This window comes from uncultured Aggregatibacter sp. (genome assembly GCF_901873365.1).
Lineage (GTDB): Bacteria > Pseudomonadota > Gammaproteobacteria > Enterobacterales > Pasteurellaceae > Aggregatibacter.
Genome location: NZ_CABFLM010000060.1, coordinates 75206 through 92374, shown reverse-complemented (window position 1 = coordinate 92374; position 17169 = coordinate 75206). Strand labels below are relative to the sequence as shown.

Sequence of the window (17169 nt, the reverse complement as noted above, 5' to 3'; positions counted from 1 at the left end):
TTAAGGTGTCGAATGGATTATAAAAATAAGGAATTATGTCGTTTTCGCACAATCAGTTTTTTTCTGACGCTACATAAAGATAAAACGCAATGGGAAGACGCCCTTTATTTGGTGAAACGTGATGTGGATTTGTTATTACCTGCTGTGCAGAAAGCAGGTTATACCTTGCAATCGATTCGAGTGATTACCAATCCTTTTGGTGAATATTTGGATTTAACCAATTTGCAGACAGCAAAAGCAGATTTGCAGTATTTAACGGAATTATTGAATAAATTTAATGAAAGTGGAATTCGTCTTCGATTTGCAATTGGTGCGGCCAGAAATACAGAGGAAATTACTTTATTGCCAGAGTTAATCGCGGCTTATGGCGACTTGTGTAATGCTTGTGTCAATGTACCATTAGATGAAAATGGCGTGTTAGATAATGAACTTATTGAGCAATCTGTTTATGCGGTACAACGAATTGCAAATATCACACCACGTGGCGAAGGCAATTTTAACTTTACTGTGAATTTTAACTGCAAGCCATTTATTCCTTATTTCCCCGCCGGTTATCATCTAAGTCATTTACCAAACAGTTTTGTCATTGGTTTAGAAACACCGGATCTATTGGTAGAAGTATTAAAATCTGTACCAAAATCGCCTCATAATCAATTTTATGCTGATTGTTATCAGGCTATGTCGCAAGCTCTGCAATATCATGTAGATCAAGTATTAGAGATGTTAAGTGCGGTCAAATTATCAGGTGAATTTGAATTTGCAGGCATTGATAGTTCGGCGGCACCATCTAAAAATTGTTCATCCATGACAAAAATTTATGAATTAATGGGATTGCCCTATTTTGGTGCGGCTGGTTCAGTAGAGGTTTCTGCGCTACTGACAAAAGTGTTTAAATCAATCCAACGTGTGCCATTAGTTGGGTTTTCTGGATTAATGTTGGCGGTGACAGAAGATTTAGGTTTAGCCGAAGGTACACAAAAACACTATTTTGATATCCGTGCTTTACTGACTTATAGCGCTGTATGTGGTATCGGTTTAGACACGGTTCCTGTGGCAGGAAATGTTAAGGCAGAAAGCATAGCAGCTATTATGCGCGACACAGGAACGATGGCATTTCGCTTAAATAAACCACTCACTGTGCGTTTATTTCCCATTCCGAATAAGGTTGCAGGTGAAATATCAGAATTTGAGAGTGATGATTTATGCAACTGCCGCCTTTTACACATTCCTGATTAAACGAAAATTTCCCTATTTTGTGTTGTGATCAACGTTATCCCTACTGTCAATAAAAGGAGTATCTCATGAGAAAATTAATATTGGGTAGTTTTGTCGCCGTATTGCTATCGGGATGTGCAACGGCACATCAGCAAACTGAACAGGAAAAAGCGTTGGTGGGCGATTAGATTTGCCATGTTAAACCTGCTGCAAAAGCCCCTTTACCCGTTGAGCATTTTGATTATGTCACTTATCGAGCGGATCAAACCGTGCTGATGCGTGGTATCTCTCAGATTGATACAAAATAAGGCTGGATGCGTTATTTATTGCAAGCCAAAGCCAAATGGCAGGCAGGTGATGGTAAATTGAGTTATGATTTTACCGTTCGTCTATTTAAAACCGCCTATTCGCCACAAGTCGCGAAAATCATAGAGCAAGTTCCAGAATTTAAAGACTATGAGAAGGAATTTGTTTCACCCTGTGATCGTTGTGGTGATCATTTGGATATGAAGATTAAAATGAAAAGCCCAACAAGGATGACAAATTTTAATACTTATACGAAAGAAACCAGCCAATGCCGCAAACTTGGTGCTGGTGAGAAAACAAAAGAAGTTAAATTAATTGAAAAATTAGTGAAAGAAAAAGGTTCGATTTAGATAAATGAATGTTTTTCATTGTAATAATGAAAAATATGGTCGAAATTTTTGGTTAAGTTTTTGCCTGTAAACAGGTAAACTATACACAAATAATTCAAACAACGAGGAAAACACAATGTTTAAAAAGAGCATGAACATCGCTGATTACGATCCGGTTTTATGGCAAGCCATTCAAGATGAGAATCGTCGTCAAGAAGAACATATTGAATTAATCGCTTCTGAAAACTATGCCAGCCCGCGCGTAATGCAAGCGCAAGGTTCTCAATTTACCAATAAATATGCGGAAGGCTATCCCGGCAAACGCTATTATGGTGGTTGTGAGTACGCTGACATTGTGGAACAGTTGGCGATTGATCGTGCGAAAGAATTATTTGGCGCAGATTATGTGAACGTGCAACCGCACTCCGGTTCACAGGCGAATGCGGCCGTTTATATGGCATTATTGAATCCGGGCGACACCATTTTAGGCATGAGCTTAGCACATGGTGGTCACTTAACCCACGGTGCTTCCGTGAGTTTCTCCGGTAAAATCTATCATGCAGAACAATATGGCATTACTGATGAAGGTTTGATTGACTACGATGCTTTGCGTAAACAAGCTCATGAAGTGAAACCAAAAATGATTGTGGGCGGTTTCTCTGCTTATTCTCAAGTGGTTGATTGGAAAAAAATGCGTGAAATCGCAGATGAAGTAGGCGCCTATTTATTCGTGGATATGGCGCACGTTGCCGGTTTAATTGCCGCGGGTGTCTATCCGAACCCACTTCCGTATGCCCATGTTGTTACAACAACAACCCATAAAACCTTAGGTGGTCCACGTGGCGGTTTAATTTTATCTGCCAGCGGCGATGAAGAGATGTATAAAAAACTTCAATCTGCTGTCTTCCCGGCAGGTCAAGGTGGTCCATTAGTTCATATCATTGCAGCAAAAGCAGTGTGCTTCAAAGAAGCATTAGAGCCGGCATACAAAATCTACCAACAAAATGTCTTGAAAAATGCAAAAGCCATGGTGGAGGTGTTTAAACAACGCGGTTACAAAGTGGTGTCAAACAGTACCGAAAATCACTTGTTCTTGGTAGATTTAGTTCAACAAGGTTTAACCGGTAAAGCAGCGGATGCAGCACTTGGTAAAGCAAACATTACCGTGAATAAAAACTCCGTACCGAATGATCCACAAAAACCCTTTGTGACTTCCGGTATTCGTGTGGGGACGCCTTCCGTTACCCGTCGTGGCTTTAACGAACAAGACTGTCGTGAACTTGCCGGCTGGATGTGTGATGTGTTAGACGCACTCGGTAAAGACAATGAAGAACAAGTGATTGCTGCGACGAAAGAAAAAGTATTGGCAATCTGTAAACGTCTTCCGGTTTACGCTTAATGCCCATTTCACTTTGGGTCATAGTATTAGCGGCGGTGAATATCGCCGCTTATTTTTTGATGTGGCAAGATAAACAACGCGCCATCCGTCAACAATGGCGCATTCCTGAGCGTACATTATTGCTATTGAGCTTGCTGGGTGGGTTTATCGGGATTCATTTAGGCAGGCAACATTTTCGCCATAAAACGCAACGCTGGTATTTCAGCTTGACGGTGATCATCAGCGCAATCTTGTGGCTTGTCTTTCCGACCTGTTATTTTCTTTATAAGGGATAAAAAATCGCACTTTAGTTGCTTAAAGTGCGGTTCATTTCTAGATTGTTTTACACGTTGAAGCGGAAGTGCATCACATCGCCGTCTTGTACGATGTAGTCTTTCCCTTCCAAACGCCATTTACCGGCATCTTTAGCGCCGTTTTCGCCTTTGAATTGGATGAAATCTTCATAGGCAATGACTTCAGCGCGGATAAAGCCTTTTTCAAAGTCAGTATGGATCACGGCAGCCGCTTTCGGTGCAGTAGCACCCACAGGAATCGTCCATGCGCGCACTTCTTTTACACCGGCGGTAAAGTAAGTTTGTAAGTTTAAAAGCGCGTAGCCTGCACGAATGACACGGTTTAAGCCCGGCTCTTCAATGCCGAGATCTTGTAAGAACTCAAGTTTTTCATCATCATCCAGTTCAGCGATTTCCGCTTCAATTGCGGCACATACTGGCACTACGACAGAGCCTTCTTTTTCGGCAAATTCGCGTACTTTGTCGAGGTATGGGTTATTTTCAAAACCGTCTTCATTCACGTTGGCAATGTACATGGTCGGTTTTAAGGTTAAGAAATTGTAGCTTTTGATTGCTAGTAATTCGTCTTTGTCCAACGGCACGGAACGAATCATGCCCGCTTCAGAAAGTACCGGTAAGATTTTTTCCATCACGGAAAGTTCGAATTTCGCGTCTTTATCGCCGCCTTTGGCACGTTTTTGTAAACGTTGAATCGCACGTTCGCAGCTGTCTAGATCGGCTAACGCCAGTTCGGTGTTGATGGTTTCAATATCGTTTAACGGATCGATTTTGCCCGCAACGTGTACGATATCATCGTTTTCAAAACAACGTACGACATGGCCGATAGCATCGGTTTCACGAATATTGGCAAGGAATTTGTTACCCAAGCCCTCACCTTTACTCGCGCCGGCAACCAAACCTGCGATATCCACAAATTCCATGGTGGTGGGTAATACGCGTTCAGGTTTGACGATTTCTGCTAAGGCGTCTAAACGCGGATCCGGCATTGGCACCACACCGGTATTTGGCTCAATGGTGCAAAACGGATAGTTTGCTGCTTCAATGCCGGCTTTGGTTAAGGCGTTGAAAAGAGTGGATTTGCCCACATTTGGCAGACCCACGATACCACATTTGAATCCCATAATTTTTCCTTATTGGTGAAGAAAAGTGCGGTTGAAATTTACCGTGTTTTTTGACCGCACTTTTCGGTTAAATTTTAAAGCCATTTAGTCGATTAGTGGCTTTGACGATGCCGTCTTTGAAAAGCAGTTCCACACAATTTGCCGCTTCATCCAGGGCTTTTTCCAGTGCTTCACGCTCACTGGGTGACGGTTTGTTTAACACATAACCTGCCACTAAATCACGGTGTCCCGGGTGACCGATCCCAATGCGCAGACGGTAAAAATTGTTGTTATTGCCCAATGCGGCAACAATGTCTTTTAAGCCGTTGTGCCCGCCATGTCCACCGCCTAATTTCAGTTTAACGCTGCCGGGCGGTAAATCTAACTCATCATGCAGGACTAAAATTTCTTCGGGTTTGATACGATAAAAATTCGCCAATACGCCAACCGCTTTGCCACTTAAATTCATAAAGGTTGTCGGCACCAAAAAACGGATTTCTTTGCCGTTTATCAGCGTTTTACCCACATTCCCGAAAAACTTATTTTCTACATTTAATGTGACATTAAACCGCCGTGCTAAACGCGCAATTAACCATTCTCCGGCATTGTGGCGGGTGTCTGCATATTTATCGCCGGGATTGCCAAGCCCAACAATTAACTTAATTTCTGACATAGTCTGTTTACGTGAATAAAAATAGTGGCGTATTGTAGCGGAAAGCCGGTTTTTTCTCAATGAAAAGGCAATAGGGCGCAGTACATAATGGTGCTGCTTTCCTGTGATTTTGGTTTATCCTACATCTACTTAAGTATTGTGCGATGTAAAGGTTTTGCGTGGTGGCGTGGACCACTTTAAAATAGAAAGCGAAAGGTGTTTATTGCCGGTGCTTTATGCCATTGATGCCCCAATAAACACACGACTTGGTTTCTGTTAGTAAAAATAAAAAAGAAGAACATCACGCATGCAAGATTTATTCTCTCAAGAACCTGTATTGGAACGTTTTTTAAATTATGTAACGTATGACACCCAATCTAAACCAGGCGCAAAAACTTCGCCGAGTTCTGCCGGTCAACTTGCCCTTGCCAAACACCTGCAACAGGAACTGGTGGCATTAGGGTTGCAAGACATTGTGTTGAGTCAACACGGTGTTCTCACGGCATATTTACCGGCTAACGTGGATTCCAATGCGCCAACGATTGGCTTCATTTCCCATTTAGATACGTCGCCTGATTGCAGTGGCAAAAACGTGCAGCCTGAAGTGATTGAAAATTATCGAGGTGGCGATATTGCGTTAGGTGTCGGCGAGGAATTTCTCAGTCCCGTCCATTATCCTTTCTTACATCAATTCATTGGTAAAACCCTGATTGTGACGGATGGAAATACCTTGTTGGGCGCAGACAATAAAGCCGGAATTGCAGAAATTATGACCGCACTTTATCGCATAAAAACAGAAAATCTCCCTCATGGCAATATTCGAGTTGCCTTCACGCCGGATGAGGAAATCGGGCTGGGTATGCAATTTTTCCCTTTTGAGGATTTCCCATGCGATTGGGCTTATACCATTGACGGTGGCGCCGTGGGGGAATTGGAATATGAAAACTTTAATGCTGCCTCTGCCAAAGTCATATTTTACGGACGCCATATTCACCCCGGTTCGGCAAAAAATAAACTGATTAACGCCTTAGCCATGGCTTGTGAATTTCAGCACGCTTTTCCGCAGGCAGAAACTCCTGAAAACACGGCTCAGCGAGAAGGCTTTTTCCATTTAAATCATTTTTCCGGCGACATTGAAAAAGCAGAGCTGCATTATCTCATTCGTGATTTTGATGGAACAGAATTTGAAAAGCGGAAACAGTTTATTCGTGATTTAGTGGCTCAATTTAATCAGCAAAAACGCCTACTAAAACCGATTGAACTGGTGCTGACCGATAGCTATAAAAATATGTACGAAACGGTAAAAAACGTGCCGCAATCTATCGAATTAGCGGATCTTGCCATGAAACACTGCGGAATTACGCCAAATCACAAAGTCATTCGTGGCGGTACCGATGGCGCTTGGTTAGCGGAAAAAGGATTAGCTTGCCCAAATCTTTTCACCGGCGGGTATAACTTTCACAGTAAGCATGAATTGATTACGCTTGAAGGCATGAAAGATGCGGTGAATGTCATTGTGGCTATCATGACATTGAGCAGAACATGAGAAAAAGTGTAAAGGCGCAGGTAAAGCATTCCTTCGCACGCGATGTTTTGTTAGAATAAGGCGTTTTTTTGTACCACAATGTGTGGTGATTATTGTTATTTATTTTAGGAATCGTTAAGAATGAATCGGAAATGCGTTAAGCCAAGCCTCTTTTTTCTTGGGATGTTGTCGTACAGTGGCTTGCTTCAGGCCAACACGCCGGCAATGGTCGGCTTACAATTTGCACAAAACTCGCTGATGGCGCTTGATAAAAATGATGCCGGTTTAGCCACGCAACAGCTTGCGCTTGAAACGCGTGCGGAAGAGGCGCGCTTGGCAGAGGAAAAACAACAGCAAGCAGAACAGGCGTTAGCTGAACATATTGGCGAGACTCCGCTGCAATTTAAATCGCTCATTGCAAAAATTTATGCCGAAAATAATTTCGCCCCACTTTGGACGGATGTTCAGGCGAAACAACAATTTCTCCATGATTATGCGCTGATGGTTGCCGCAGGAATTTCCAAACGTTCCGCCGAAGCACTCAATGCAGCGCATCGTATTGCGGGCAATGGTGCATTAATCGAAGATATTTTGTTAACCGATGCGTTTTTAGACTATTTATATTATGCCAACAACGTACAACGTTCGGCGCAAAAATGGTTGTATTCAGAAAATAGTTATAAAGCCGGTAAACCCGATGAAAATCAGATTGCTGCGTGGTTAAGTGCGGTCAAAAATAACGATCATTTGGCATTTGTTAAAAACCTCTCCAGTAATAATCCTTTGTTTCAACAGACATTGGATCGCGTGAAGGCGCTCATTGCAAAAGGGGTAGAAAAAAATAAAACAACCGAATTACACCGTTTCGCAATTAATGCACAACGTTTACGAATTCTGCCGGCATTTGAAAATGGGATCTTTGTTAATATTCCAAGTTATCAGCTCACCTATTATCGTAACGGCGAAGCGGTATTAACCTCTCGCGTGATTGTGGGGAAACCCGAGCGTAAAACGCCGGTCATGTTTAGCCGTTTAAGCAATGTGGTTGTCAACCCACCATGGAATGCGCCAACGCGTTTAATTAACGAGGATATTATTCCAAAAGTACGAAAAGATCCGAGCTACATTTATCGTAATGGTTATACGATTATTGATAGCAAAGGCAATACCATCGATCCTTACACAATTGATTGGGAAAATATGACAGCGAATAAATTCCCATATCATTTACGTCAGGCACCAAGCGACAACAGTGCGTTGGGGAACTACAAATTTAATATGCCAAGTTCTGATGCCATTTATTTGCATGACACGCCAAAACGTAATTTATTTGCCAATAAAAAACGGGATTTAAGTTCTGGCTGCGTGCGTGTTGAGAAGTCCGATCAGTTGGCAACTATTTTATTGAAAGAAGCCGGTTGGACCGATGAACGAAAACAAAATGTGCTGAAAAGCCGAAAAACAACATCTGCCAGCATCAAATCTGACAATCCGGTGTTTTTATATTACGTCACCGCCTGGGTTGATAAAGACCAAGTGCATACGTTGCCAGATATTTACGGTTATGACAAAGCGGCAAATTTAAGTTATATTGACTGGAACGTGTTAAAACACTATGTTCAGTAATCTTTTGTCGAACTAACACAGACGATCATAGTCAAATGGTAAAATGTTGAACAAAGGTAGGAAGAAAAAATGAATCATATCAACCACGGTCGCCGTAAATGGTTATCTTTAGGCGGCATTGTGCTAGGTGCAACGCTATTACCAAATACCGTTTTGGCTGCCGTTTCGACACCTAAACCACGGATATTAAATTTCCGTAACATCAATACCGGCGAAAAATTAGGTGCTGAATTTGCACTTGGTCGTGGTTTTAGCGCCAATACATTGCGACTGCTCGATCACTTCTTGCGTGATAAACGAACCAATCAAGTGCATAAAATGGATCCGCAGTTGTTTACAAAATTCTACCGCGTTCAACAACAATTAGGATTACGTAATACGGAAATTCAAATTATTTGTGGTTACCGTTCTGCCGCCAGTAATGCGGCAATGCATCGTCGTAGTCATGGCGTGGCAAGCAATAGTTATCACATTCGTGGTCAGGCGATTGATTTTCGTATTGATGGCGTGCCACTGGCAACACTACGTGATTCCGTGCAATCGCTCCAAAATGGAGGCGTTGGGTATTATCCGCGCAGTAATTTTATTCACATGGATACCGGTCCGGTTCGTACATGGAATGGTAGCTAGTAAAAACAACGCAATTTTAAACCGCACTTTGTTGCGGTTTTTTTGTTCAAATCACAGGAGAAACAATGAATATTGACATTATTCCGGTCACGGCATTTCAGCAAAACTGCTCGTTAATTTGGGATGAAAATAGAAATGCCGCCATTATCGATCCGGGCGGAGAAGCTGATAAACTGATTAAGCGCATTGAAGCATTGGAATTAAATTTACAGGCAATTTTGCTGACACATGGTCATTTGGATCATGTGGGGGCGGCAGAAAAATTGAAGCAACATTTCAACGTGCCGATTTTAGGTTCCAATTCCAAAGATGAATATTGGTTTAAAAGCTTGCCACAACAGTCGGAAAAATTCGGTCTTTTATTTGATGTTGCTGCCTTTGAACCGGATCGTTGGTTAGATCAAGAAGGCGAAGTATTGACGATAGGTGATTTTACGTTTGAAGTGTTACATTTGCCCGGCCATACGCCCGGACATATCGGTTTTATTGAGCACCAAAAACGCATTGCATTTACCGGCGATGTACTCTTTAAAAGCGGCATTGGGCGGACGGATTTTCCGGGAGGAAATTATGAGGACATCATTACCTCCATTCGTGAAAAATTGTATCCTTTGGGCGATGATATGATTATTGTCGCCGGTCATGGCCCTTACACCACGATTGGTGTAGAAAAGCAAACCAATCCTTATGTCAACATGAAGTAACGAGAAATAGCTATGCAACATAAACTTATCGCCTTTATCGGTGGCGGCAATATGGCACAAGCCATCGTGTTCGGCTTATTAAAACAAGCTTATCCTGCCGATAAAATTATCGTGTGTGATCCGAATGAAGAAAAGCGTGATTTATTTGCGCAAAAAGGCGTACGCACCTCAACGGATAATGTCGCCGCCGTCGCGCAAGCAGAGGTCGTATTATTGGCCGTAAAACCTCAGGTATTAGCCGAAGTGTGTTCCCCTTTAAGTGCGGTGGATTTTTCTGATAAATTGCTTATTTCGATTGCTGCCGGCATTTCCGTAAAAAGATTGACCGCACTTTTGCCGACCGCCAAAGCTGTCGTGCGAGTGATGCCAAATACACCGGCCTTAGTAGGCGAGGGGATAGCGGGGTTATTTGCCGAGCAAAACACCTCAGAAAACGACCGCACTTTTGCACAGGATTTGTTGTCTGCCGTAGGCAAAACCCTTTGGGTGGCATCGGAAGAACACATGCATGCCGTCACTGCCGCGTCTGGTAGTAGCCCAGCGTATTTTTTCCAATTTTTAGAAGCCATGCAACAAGGTCTAATTGATATGGGATTGTCTGCAAACAACGCTCGTGAATTAGTACAGCAAGCAATGTTAGGTTCAGCCAAAATGGTGGTGGAAAATCCGCAGCTAGATTTATCGACATTGCGCCAAAATGTGACGTCCAAAGGCGGCACAACGGCGGCTGCGCTGAATGTGTTGAATCAACATCAATTTAATGACATCGTGCAACTTGCCATGCAAGCTTGCGTGGCACGCTCTAAAGAAATGGAAACCTTATTCTAATGCCTGTTCGTCCTTTTACTTGGCTCGCGTTGAGCTTTTTCGGGTATTACTGCGCGTATGGCGTTTTTATCCCTTTTTTCCCGGTGTGGTTGAAGTCGCAACATTATGGCGAAGAGCTGATCGGCATGGTGTTGGCAAGTGCTTATGTCTTTCGTTTTGTCGGTGGTTTGTTTTTTTCCGGTTTAATTAAACGCGCTTCACAGTTGATCAATTCTTTGCGTGTGTTGGCGCTTGCCAGTGCCTTGATTATGGCCGGTTTAAGTGTTGTCGCGGAGAATTTTTGGTTGCTGTTTTCTGCCATTGGCTTATTTGCCATGGTTAATGCGGCAGGTATGCCGATTACGGATTCTTTGGCAAGCACTTGGCAGCGGCAAATTCAGTTGGATTACGGTAAGGCTCGGCTCATTGGATCCCTTGCCTTTGTGGTTGGCGTAACCTTATTTGGCAATGTGATTAGCTTTTTCGGCGAGCAAAATATTGTCTGGATTTTGACCGCACTTTTATTAGCGTATTCGGTGATGCAGTGCGTGACACCGACGATTCCCCCGCAAGATGAATCTTCGGAACAGGCGGGCACCGATGTGGGGTATTGGGATTTATTAAAAAACAACACAACCTTGCGGGTTTTGTTGGCGTCGTCTTTAATTCAGGGCTCACACGCCGCCTATTATGTTTATAGTGTATTGTATTGGACCAGTCTGGGGATTTCCGTCTCGCAGACTAGCTTGCTATGGGGCTTAGGTGTGATTGCCGAAATTTTGCTGTTTTTCTTTTCTCGCCGTTTACTGCAAAACTGGAAGGTCAGCACCCTTTTTCATTTGGCGACCTTGGCGTGCATTGTGCGCTGGGCGGGGCTTGCTGCGACAAGTGAGATTTGGCTCATCGGGATTTTGCAATTACTTCACAGTCTAACGTACGCGGTGGCGCATTACGGCATGGTGCGCTATATCACTACGCAACCGCAGTCGCATATTTCTAAATTACAAGCGTTGTATAACGGCATATCAAACAGCGCGATGGTGGCGATTTTGACCGCGCTTAGCGGCTTGATTTACCCGTATTCAGCATCAATGACGTTCGTCTTAATGGCAATCATTGCGGCGTTGGCGTTCGTGGTGACGCCACGTAAAGTTGAAGCCTTTTTACTTCATCGGGGCTAAACATGAATGATCTGACTTTGCTCGATTTATTTCTAAATGAATTATGGATAGGCAAAGGCTTGTCGCCGAATACCGTGCAATCTTATCGTTTGGATCTCACCGCACTGTGCGATTGGCTTAGTGAGCGCAAGTTGTCGTTGCTTGGCTTGGATTCTGTCGATCTTCAAACGTTTCTCGGTGAGCGGGTAGAGCAAGGTTATAAAGCCACCAGCACGGCGCGATTATTGAGTGCTATTCGAAAGCTTTTTCAATATTTATATCAAGAAAAATACCGCACCGACGATCCAAGTGCGGTGTTAAGTTCGCCTAAATTACCAAGCCGTTTGCCGAAGTATTTAACCGAACAGCAAGTCACGGATTTACTCAATGTGCAAAGTTTGGATCAGCCGATTGAACTACGCGACAAGGCGATGTTGGAGTTGTTGTATGCCACGGGATTGCGGGTGACGGAATTGGTTTCACTGCATACCGATAGCATTAGTTTGAATCAAGGCGTGGTGCGGGTCATCGGCAAAGGCAATAAAGAACGTATTGTGCCGATGGGAGAGGAGGCAACCCATTGGGTGAAGCAATTTATGCTGTTTGCCCGTCCGATTTTATTGGATGGACAAAGTTCTGATGTACTATTTCCTAGCCGTCGCGGTACGCAAATGACACGCCAAGCATTTTGGCATCGGATTAAACATTATGCGGTATTGGCGGAAATTGACAGCGATATGTTATCGCCACACGTTTTGCGTCACGCGTTTGCGACGCATTTGGTAAATCACGGCGCCGATTTACGGGTGGTGCAAATGTTGTTGGGCCACAGTGATTTATCGACAACGCAAATTTATACCCATGTGGCGAAAGAACGCTTGAAACGTTTGCACGAACGCTATCATCCTCGTGGTTAATTTTGCATAGATAAATCGAGCGTTTTTTAATCAATTATGCGCTTTTATCGTGCATTTCCTCGACTGAAAGGCTTTGTCCCGTTATAATTCATCGTCTTATTTTCTATTAATAACGTGTTCGGTGTGAGCATTCGCCGAGTGCATCAATTTGAGGTAACATCATAATGTCATTAAATATTGAAACGACTCAAGGTTTAGAGCGTCGTGTAACCATCACCGTTCCGGCTGAAACCGTTGTTCAGGCTATCCGCGAAGAATTAAAACGCGTTGCTAAAAATGCGCGTATTGACGGCTTCCGTAAAGGTAAAGTCCCGCCACACATCATTGAAAAACGTTTCGGCGCTTCTGTTCGTCAAGATATTTTAGGCGATTTATTACAAAACCATTTCTTCCAAGCGGTTATCGAAAATAAAATCAATCTCGCAGGTCGCCCAAGTTTCACCGTTGAACAATTTGAAGACGGTAAAGACTTAAAATTCAGTGCCACTTTTGAAGTGTATCCTGAAGTTGAATTAAAAGGTTTAGAAAATATCAAAGTGGAAAAACCGGTTGTTGAAATCTCTGAAGCCGATATTGACAAGATGGTTGAAGTGTTGCGTAAACAACAAGCAACTTGGACTGAAACCCAAGAAGCAGCGAAAGCTGAAGATCGCGTAACTATTGACTTCGTGGGTTCTGTTGACGGCGAAGAATTTGAAGGCGGCAAAGCATCCGATTTCGTTTTATTCATGGGGCAAGGTCGTATGATCCCAGGCTTTGAAGAGGGCATCGTTGGCCACAAAGCCGGTGACAAATTCACGATTAATGTGACTTTCCCGGAAGAATATCACGCTGAGAACTTAAAAGGTAAAGCAGCGAAATTTGACATTACGTTGAAGAAAGTCGAAGTCATGGTGTTGCCTGAATTAACTGATGAGTTTGTTGCGAAATTTGGTCCGAACACTAAATCTGTTGCAGATTTACGCAATGAAATTCGTAAAAATATGCAACGTGAGTTGAAAAATGCGTTAGTGACTCGCGTGAAAACCCAAGTCATCGACGGTTTAGTAGAACAAAATCAAATTGATGTACCAAGTTCTGCGGTTGAACAAGAAATTGAGGTATTGCGTCAACAAGCGGCACAACGCTTTGGCGGTAATGCACAACAAGCAGCACAATTACCACGTGAATTGTTTGAAGAACAAGCTAAACGTCGTGTGTTAGTGGGCTTGTTACTTTCCCAAGTGATTGCTTCAAACGAATTAAAAGCAGATGAAGAACGTGCGAAAGCCATGATTGAGGATATTGCATCGGCTTACGAACAACCTGCAGACGTGGTTGAATACTACAGCAAAAACAACGAATTAATGAATAATATTCGTAACGTCGTATTAGAAGAACAAGCTGTTGAGGCGGTGTTAGCGAAAGCGCAAGTCACTGAAAAAGCAGCAACCTTCGATGAGATCATGAATCCACAAGCTTAATGATTTTCCGCAAAGTGCGGTCAATTTTTTAAGTCTTTTCGCCAAGAAGGAAATTTTCCTACGGCATCATTTAAACGGTCAGAAATGAATGTATTTCTGACCGTTATTTTTTCTTCAAAGACTAAAGATCTTCCGCTTGTTTCAACGCTTCTGCCGGTTGTAAAAACGCCGGGATTTTTGACCGCACTTTTTGTGGATTTAGCGTTAATGGATAGGTGCGTTTTTGCGCCACGATAACCGTTAACGGGGCAAACCAACCGGTGGTTTGATGGGATAGCGCCAAATTCCGCTGCTCTAAAATATCAAAGTTGAGTAATTCCAACCAGTCGATGATCCGCCAAAGGCAATAATGACGCGCAGGGAAGTCGCCTGTTTTTGATTTAAAAAATAGACTGTTAAACGGATTAAACAGACTGAGGAATAAATAACCGTCATCGTTGAGAACGCGGTGGGTTTCGCGCAACACTTGATGGGGATCTTGGACAAAATTCAGCGTGTTGGCCAACACACAAGCATCCAACTGCTGTTGAATAAAGGGGAGTTCGGTGAGCTTGGCTTGTACTACGGAATGATGCTCATCTAAAAGTGCGGTCAAATTTTCCGTTATTTTTTCGCTGAGGCTAATTTGGTGGCGCAAGGGCAAATCACATTGAATTTCTGCGCTAAGTCCGCCAATTTTCAGAATCTGATAACCACAAATTTTTGTAAACCAAGGGGCAAAATAAGCGTTTAATGCGTTACAATAAGCGCGCCCATTTGGCAGTTGTTGCCAACCGGTGGGCATCGCCAGTGACTTTTCATATTTAGCACGCCACATCATGGTAACTCCGAGGTCCTATGTTAATTCCGATTCCTGCGTTAAACGATAATTATATTTGGCTTTATGCACGAGAAAATTTACCGTTGCTCATTGTTGATTTGCCCGAAACCGACAAGCTGTTTCACTTGTTGGAAGAACAACATTTTTCCGTTGAAGCATTGTTGCTCACACACAACCATGCGGATCATACGGACGGTGTTGCGGCGTTTAAACAACGTTTCCCGCAAGTACCGATTTATGGTCCGGCAGAGTGTGCTGCTTGTGGGCTGACGCAGGTGATTAATGAAGGCGACCTTATCACCGAACATTATCGAATTCAAGTATTGCCCAGTGGCGGGCATACGGCGCAGCATGTGAGTTATTGGGTGGATGGGCATTTGTTTTGTGGTGATGCGTTATTCTCCGCCGGTTGCGGGCGGGTATTTACCGGGGATTATGCGCAAATGTTCGCCACCATGCAGCGTTTTGCAGCGTTGCCTGATGACACCATTGTTTGCCCGGGGCATGAATATACGTTAAGTAATTTAGCGTTTGTGCAAAACGTTTGGGCAAACAAAAGTGCGGTGGAAAATCATCGTGTTTTGGTGGCGCAATTACGTGCTGAAAATAAACCAAGCCTACCAACAACAATAGGCTTGGAAAAACACATTAATCCGTTTTTAACGGCAACCAACTTGGCGCAATTTACCCAATTACGCCAAGCAAAAGATACGTTTTAGAAATTTGATGCTTCGCAATAAAATTGCAGATTAATGGCTTTTTTCTTGCGCTAATTTGCCCAAACATGGGCAATTCAGCTAGAATATAGCCCGTTTTTATGTCTATTTTTTCTATTTTAGTGGGATAAATGTTGCCGTATTTGTTGTGTCAACATAATAAAGTGCGGTGATTTTTCATGTATTTTTTATGACGATTTTAGTTCTTGGTATTAATCACAAAACCGCCTCTGTTGCCTTACGGGAAAAAGTCGCTTTTTCTGACGAAAAACGTGCTTTTGCTTTGCGTCATATTCGGCAAATTGAATTAGCCGAAAGTGCGGTGATTTTATCCACCTGTAACCGAACTGAAGTTTATCTGCACAATAAAACCGTCCCGCCACAAGAAACGCAACATTGGATTCGCCAAGCTATACAATGGTTTGCCGAAATTCATCAACTGGACTTAGCCGAGCTTCAGCGTTGCCTTTATACCTATGAAAACCTGCCTGCCGTCAATCATTTAATGGAAGTGGCTTGTGGCTTGGATTCATTGATTTTAGGCGAACCACAAATTTTGGGACAAGTGAAGCAAGCTTATCAAATGAGCGAGCAGCACTATCAACAAGAACAGCAAGCTATTTCCGGCGAATTATCCCGTTTATTTCAAAAAACATTTTCCACGGCAAAACGCGTGCGTACGGAAACCAATATTGGTGAAAGTGCGGTATCTGTGGCATACGCTGCTTGCAGTTTAGCGCGCCAAATTTTTGAATCGCTGAGCGAATTAACCATTTTGTTAGTGGGCGCAGGGGAAACCATTGAATTGGTTTGCCGTCATTTATTGCGTCACGGCGTAAAAAACATGGTGATTTCCAACCGCACTTTAGCCCGCGCAGAAACCCTCGTGGAGAAATTGGATACCACGGCGAATATTCAAATCCTGCCGCTAGAACAGTTACAGCAGGGCTTAAATCAAGCGGATATTGTGATTAGCTCTACCGGCAGCCCGCATATTCTGATGAGCCGCAACATGGTTGAAAAGGCGCAAATCATGCGTCGCTATCGCCCGATGTTGTTAGTGGATATTGCCGTGCCGCGTGACATTGAAGAAAGTGCGGCGGAATTAGACAGTGTTTATCACTATACGGTGGATGATTTACAAAATATCATTCAGCATAATTTAAGCCAACGGGAACAAGCCTCTGCGCAGGCAAAAGAAATTATTCAGGCGGAATGCGCGGATTTCTTTGCATGGTTGAAAGTCCATCAGTTTTCTAATTTGATCCGTCGTTATCGTGAAGAGGCGGAACTTACTCGTCAGGATTTGTTGGAAAAAGCGATAGCTTCCTTACAACAAGGCGAAGAGGCGGAACAAGTGCTACAAGAATTAAGTTATAAATTAATGAATAAATTGATCCATTCGCCGACAAAAGCCATGCAAACCATGGTGAAAAACGGTAATGCGGTGGGTCTGCAAACCTTTTCTAAAGCCTTGGGAATGGATGATGAATAGTCGTTCTGAATG

General features: G+C 43.2%; 17 protein-coding genes. 14 read left to right on the top strand and 3 right to left on the bottom strand.

The annotated features are described in order from the left end of the window. Positions 1-12: 12 nt before the first annotated feature. The 4 genes from QZ106_RS05010 (at position 13) to QZ106_RS04995 (ending at position 3524) form a co-directional block, all read left to right on the top strand. Positions 13-1236 (top strand): DUF711 family protein, encoded by a 1224-nt coding sequence (locus QZ106_RS05010; RefSeq protein ID WP_295975062.1) that lies wholly within the window; start codon positions 13-15, stop codon positions 1234-1236. A 293-nt stretch (positions 1237-1529) separates the two neighbouring features. Continuing rightward, a complete protein-coding gene (locus tag QZ106_RS05005; protein ID WP_295975058.1) occupies positions 1530-1871 on the top strand; it encodes a hypothetical protein in 342 nt (113 codons plus the stop codon). A 115-nt stretch (positions 1872-1986) separates the two neighbouring features. Beyond that, a complete protein-coding gene (gene glyA / locus QZ106_RS05000) occupies positions 1987-3249 on the top strand; it encodes a serine hydroxymethyltransferase (RefSeq protein ID WP_048749821.1) in 1263 nt (420 codons plus the stop codon). Next, positions 3249-3524, top strand: coding sequence for a DUF1294 domain-containing protein (locus tag QZ106_RS04995; RefSeq protein ID WP_295975049.1), 276 nt, complete (start codon positions 3249-3251; stop codon positions 3522-3524). The genes glyA and QZ106_RS04995 overlap by 1 nt, the downstream gene beginning before the upstream one ends. Before the next feature lie 47 nt (positions 3525-3571). Here the strand turns inward: QZ106_RS04995 and ychF are convergent, their stop codons facing one another. Continuing rightward, entirely contained in the window at positions 3572-4663 is a 1092-nt protein-coding gene (gene ychF / locus QZ106_RS04990) for a redox-regulated ATPase YchF (protein ID WP_290521247.1), read from the bottom strand. A gap of 67 nt (positions 4664-4730) precedes the next feature. Then, a complete protein-coding gene (pth, locus tag QZ106_RS04985) occupies positions 4731-5315 on the bottom strand; it encodes an aminoacyl-tRNA hydrolase (RefSeq protein WP_295975047.1) in 585 nt (194 codons plus the stop codon). A gap of 286 nt (positions 5316-5601) precedes the next feature. Between pth and pepT the strand changes: the two genes are divergently transcribed. From pepT to tig, 8 genes are all read left to right on the top strand, one after another. Next, entirely contained in the window at positions 5602-6840 is a 1239-nt protein-coding gene (gene pepT, locus QZ106_RS04980) for a peptidase T (protein WP_295975045.1), read from the top strand. 237 nt (positions 6841-7077) lie between these two features. Further along, a complete protein-coding gene (locus QZ106_RS04975; protein WP_295975093.1) occupies positions 7078-8445 on the top strand; it encodes a L,D-transpeptidase family protein in 1368 nt (455 codons plus the stop codon). A gap of 69 nt (positions 8446-8514) precedes the next feature. After that, positions 8515-9075 (top strand): YcbK family protein, encoded by a 561-nt coding sequence (locus tag QZ106_RS04970; protein WP_290521244.1) that lies wholly within the window; start codon positions 8515-8517, stop codon positions 9073-9075. Positions 9076-9140: 65 nt separating this feature from the next. Beyond that, a complete protein-coding gene (locus QZ106_RS04965) occupies positions 9141-9779 on the top strand; it encodes an MBL fold metallo-hydrolase (protein WP_295975041.1) in 639 nt (212 codons plus the stop codon). A gap of 12 nt (positions 9780-9791) precedes the next feature. Then, on the top strand, positions 9792-10607 hold the full coding sequence (proC, locus tag QZ106_RS04960) for a pyrroline-5-carboxylate reductase (RefSeq protein ID WP_295975039.1): 816 nt from the start codon (positions 9792-9794) through the stop codon (positions 10605-10607). Continuing rightward, positions 10607-11767, top strand: coding sequence for a 3-phenylpropionate MFS transporter (locus tag QZ106_RS04955; RefSeq protein ID WP_295975036.1), 1161 nt, complete (start codon positions 10607-10609; stop codon positions 11765-11767). Before proC ends, QZ106_RS04955 begins: the two co-directional genes overlap by 1 nt. Positions 11768-11769: 2 nt before the next feature. Beyond that, positions 11770-12663 (top strand): site-specific tyrosine recombinase XerD, encoded by an 894-nt coding sequence (gene xerD / locus QZ106_RS04950; RefSeq protein ID WP_295975033.1) that lies wholly within the window; start codon positions 11770-11772, stop codon positions 12661-12663. A gap of 164 nt (positions 12664-12827) precedes the next feature. Next, positions 12828-14126, top strand: a complete 1299-nt coding sequence (gene tig, locus QZ106_RS04945) for a trigger factor (RefSeq protein ID WP_295975030.1) — start codon at positions 12828-12830, stop codon at positions 14124-14126. Positions 14127-14247: 121 nt separating this feature from the next. Here the strand turns inward: tig and QZ106_RS04940 are convergent, their stop codons facing one another. After that, a complete protein-coding gene (locus tag QZ106_RS04940; RefSeq protein ID WP_295975091.1) occupies positions 14248-14943 on the bottom strand; it encodes a class I SAM-dependent methyltransferase in 696 nt (231 codons plus the stop codon). A gap of 20 nt (positions 14944-14963) precedes the next feature. Here QZ106_RS04940 and gloB point away from each other — a divergent pair, with 20 nt between their 5' ends. Beyond that, the gene (gloB, locus tag QZ106_RS04935; RefSeq protein ID WP_295975027.1) at positions 14964-15665 is read left to right on the top strand and encodes a hydroxyacylglutathione hydrolase; all 702 of its coding nucleotides are present in this window, start codon (positions 14964-14966) and stop codon (positions 15663-15665) included. Positions 15666-15852: 187 nt separating this feature from the next. Further along, entirely contained in the window at positions 15853-17157 is a 1305-nt protein-coding gene (gene hemA, locus QZ106_RS04930) for a glutamyl-tRNA reductase (RefSeq protein ID WP_295975025.1), read from the top strand. The last annotated feature ends 12 nt before the right edge of the window (positions 17158-17169 follow it).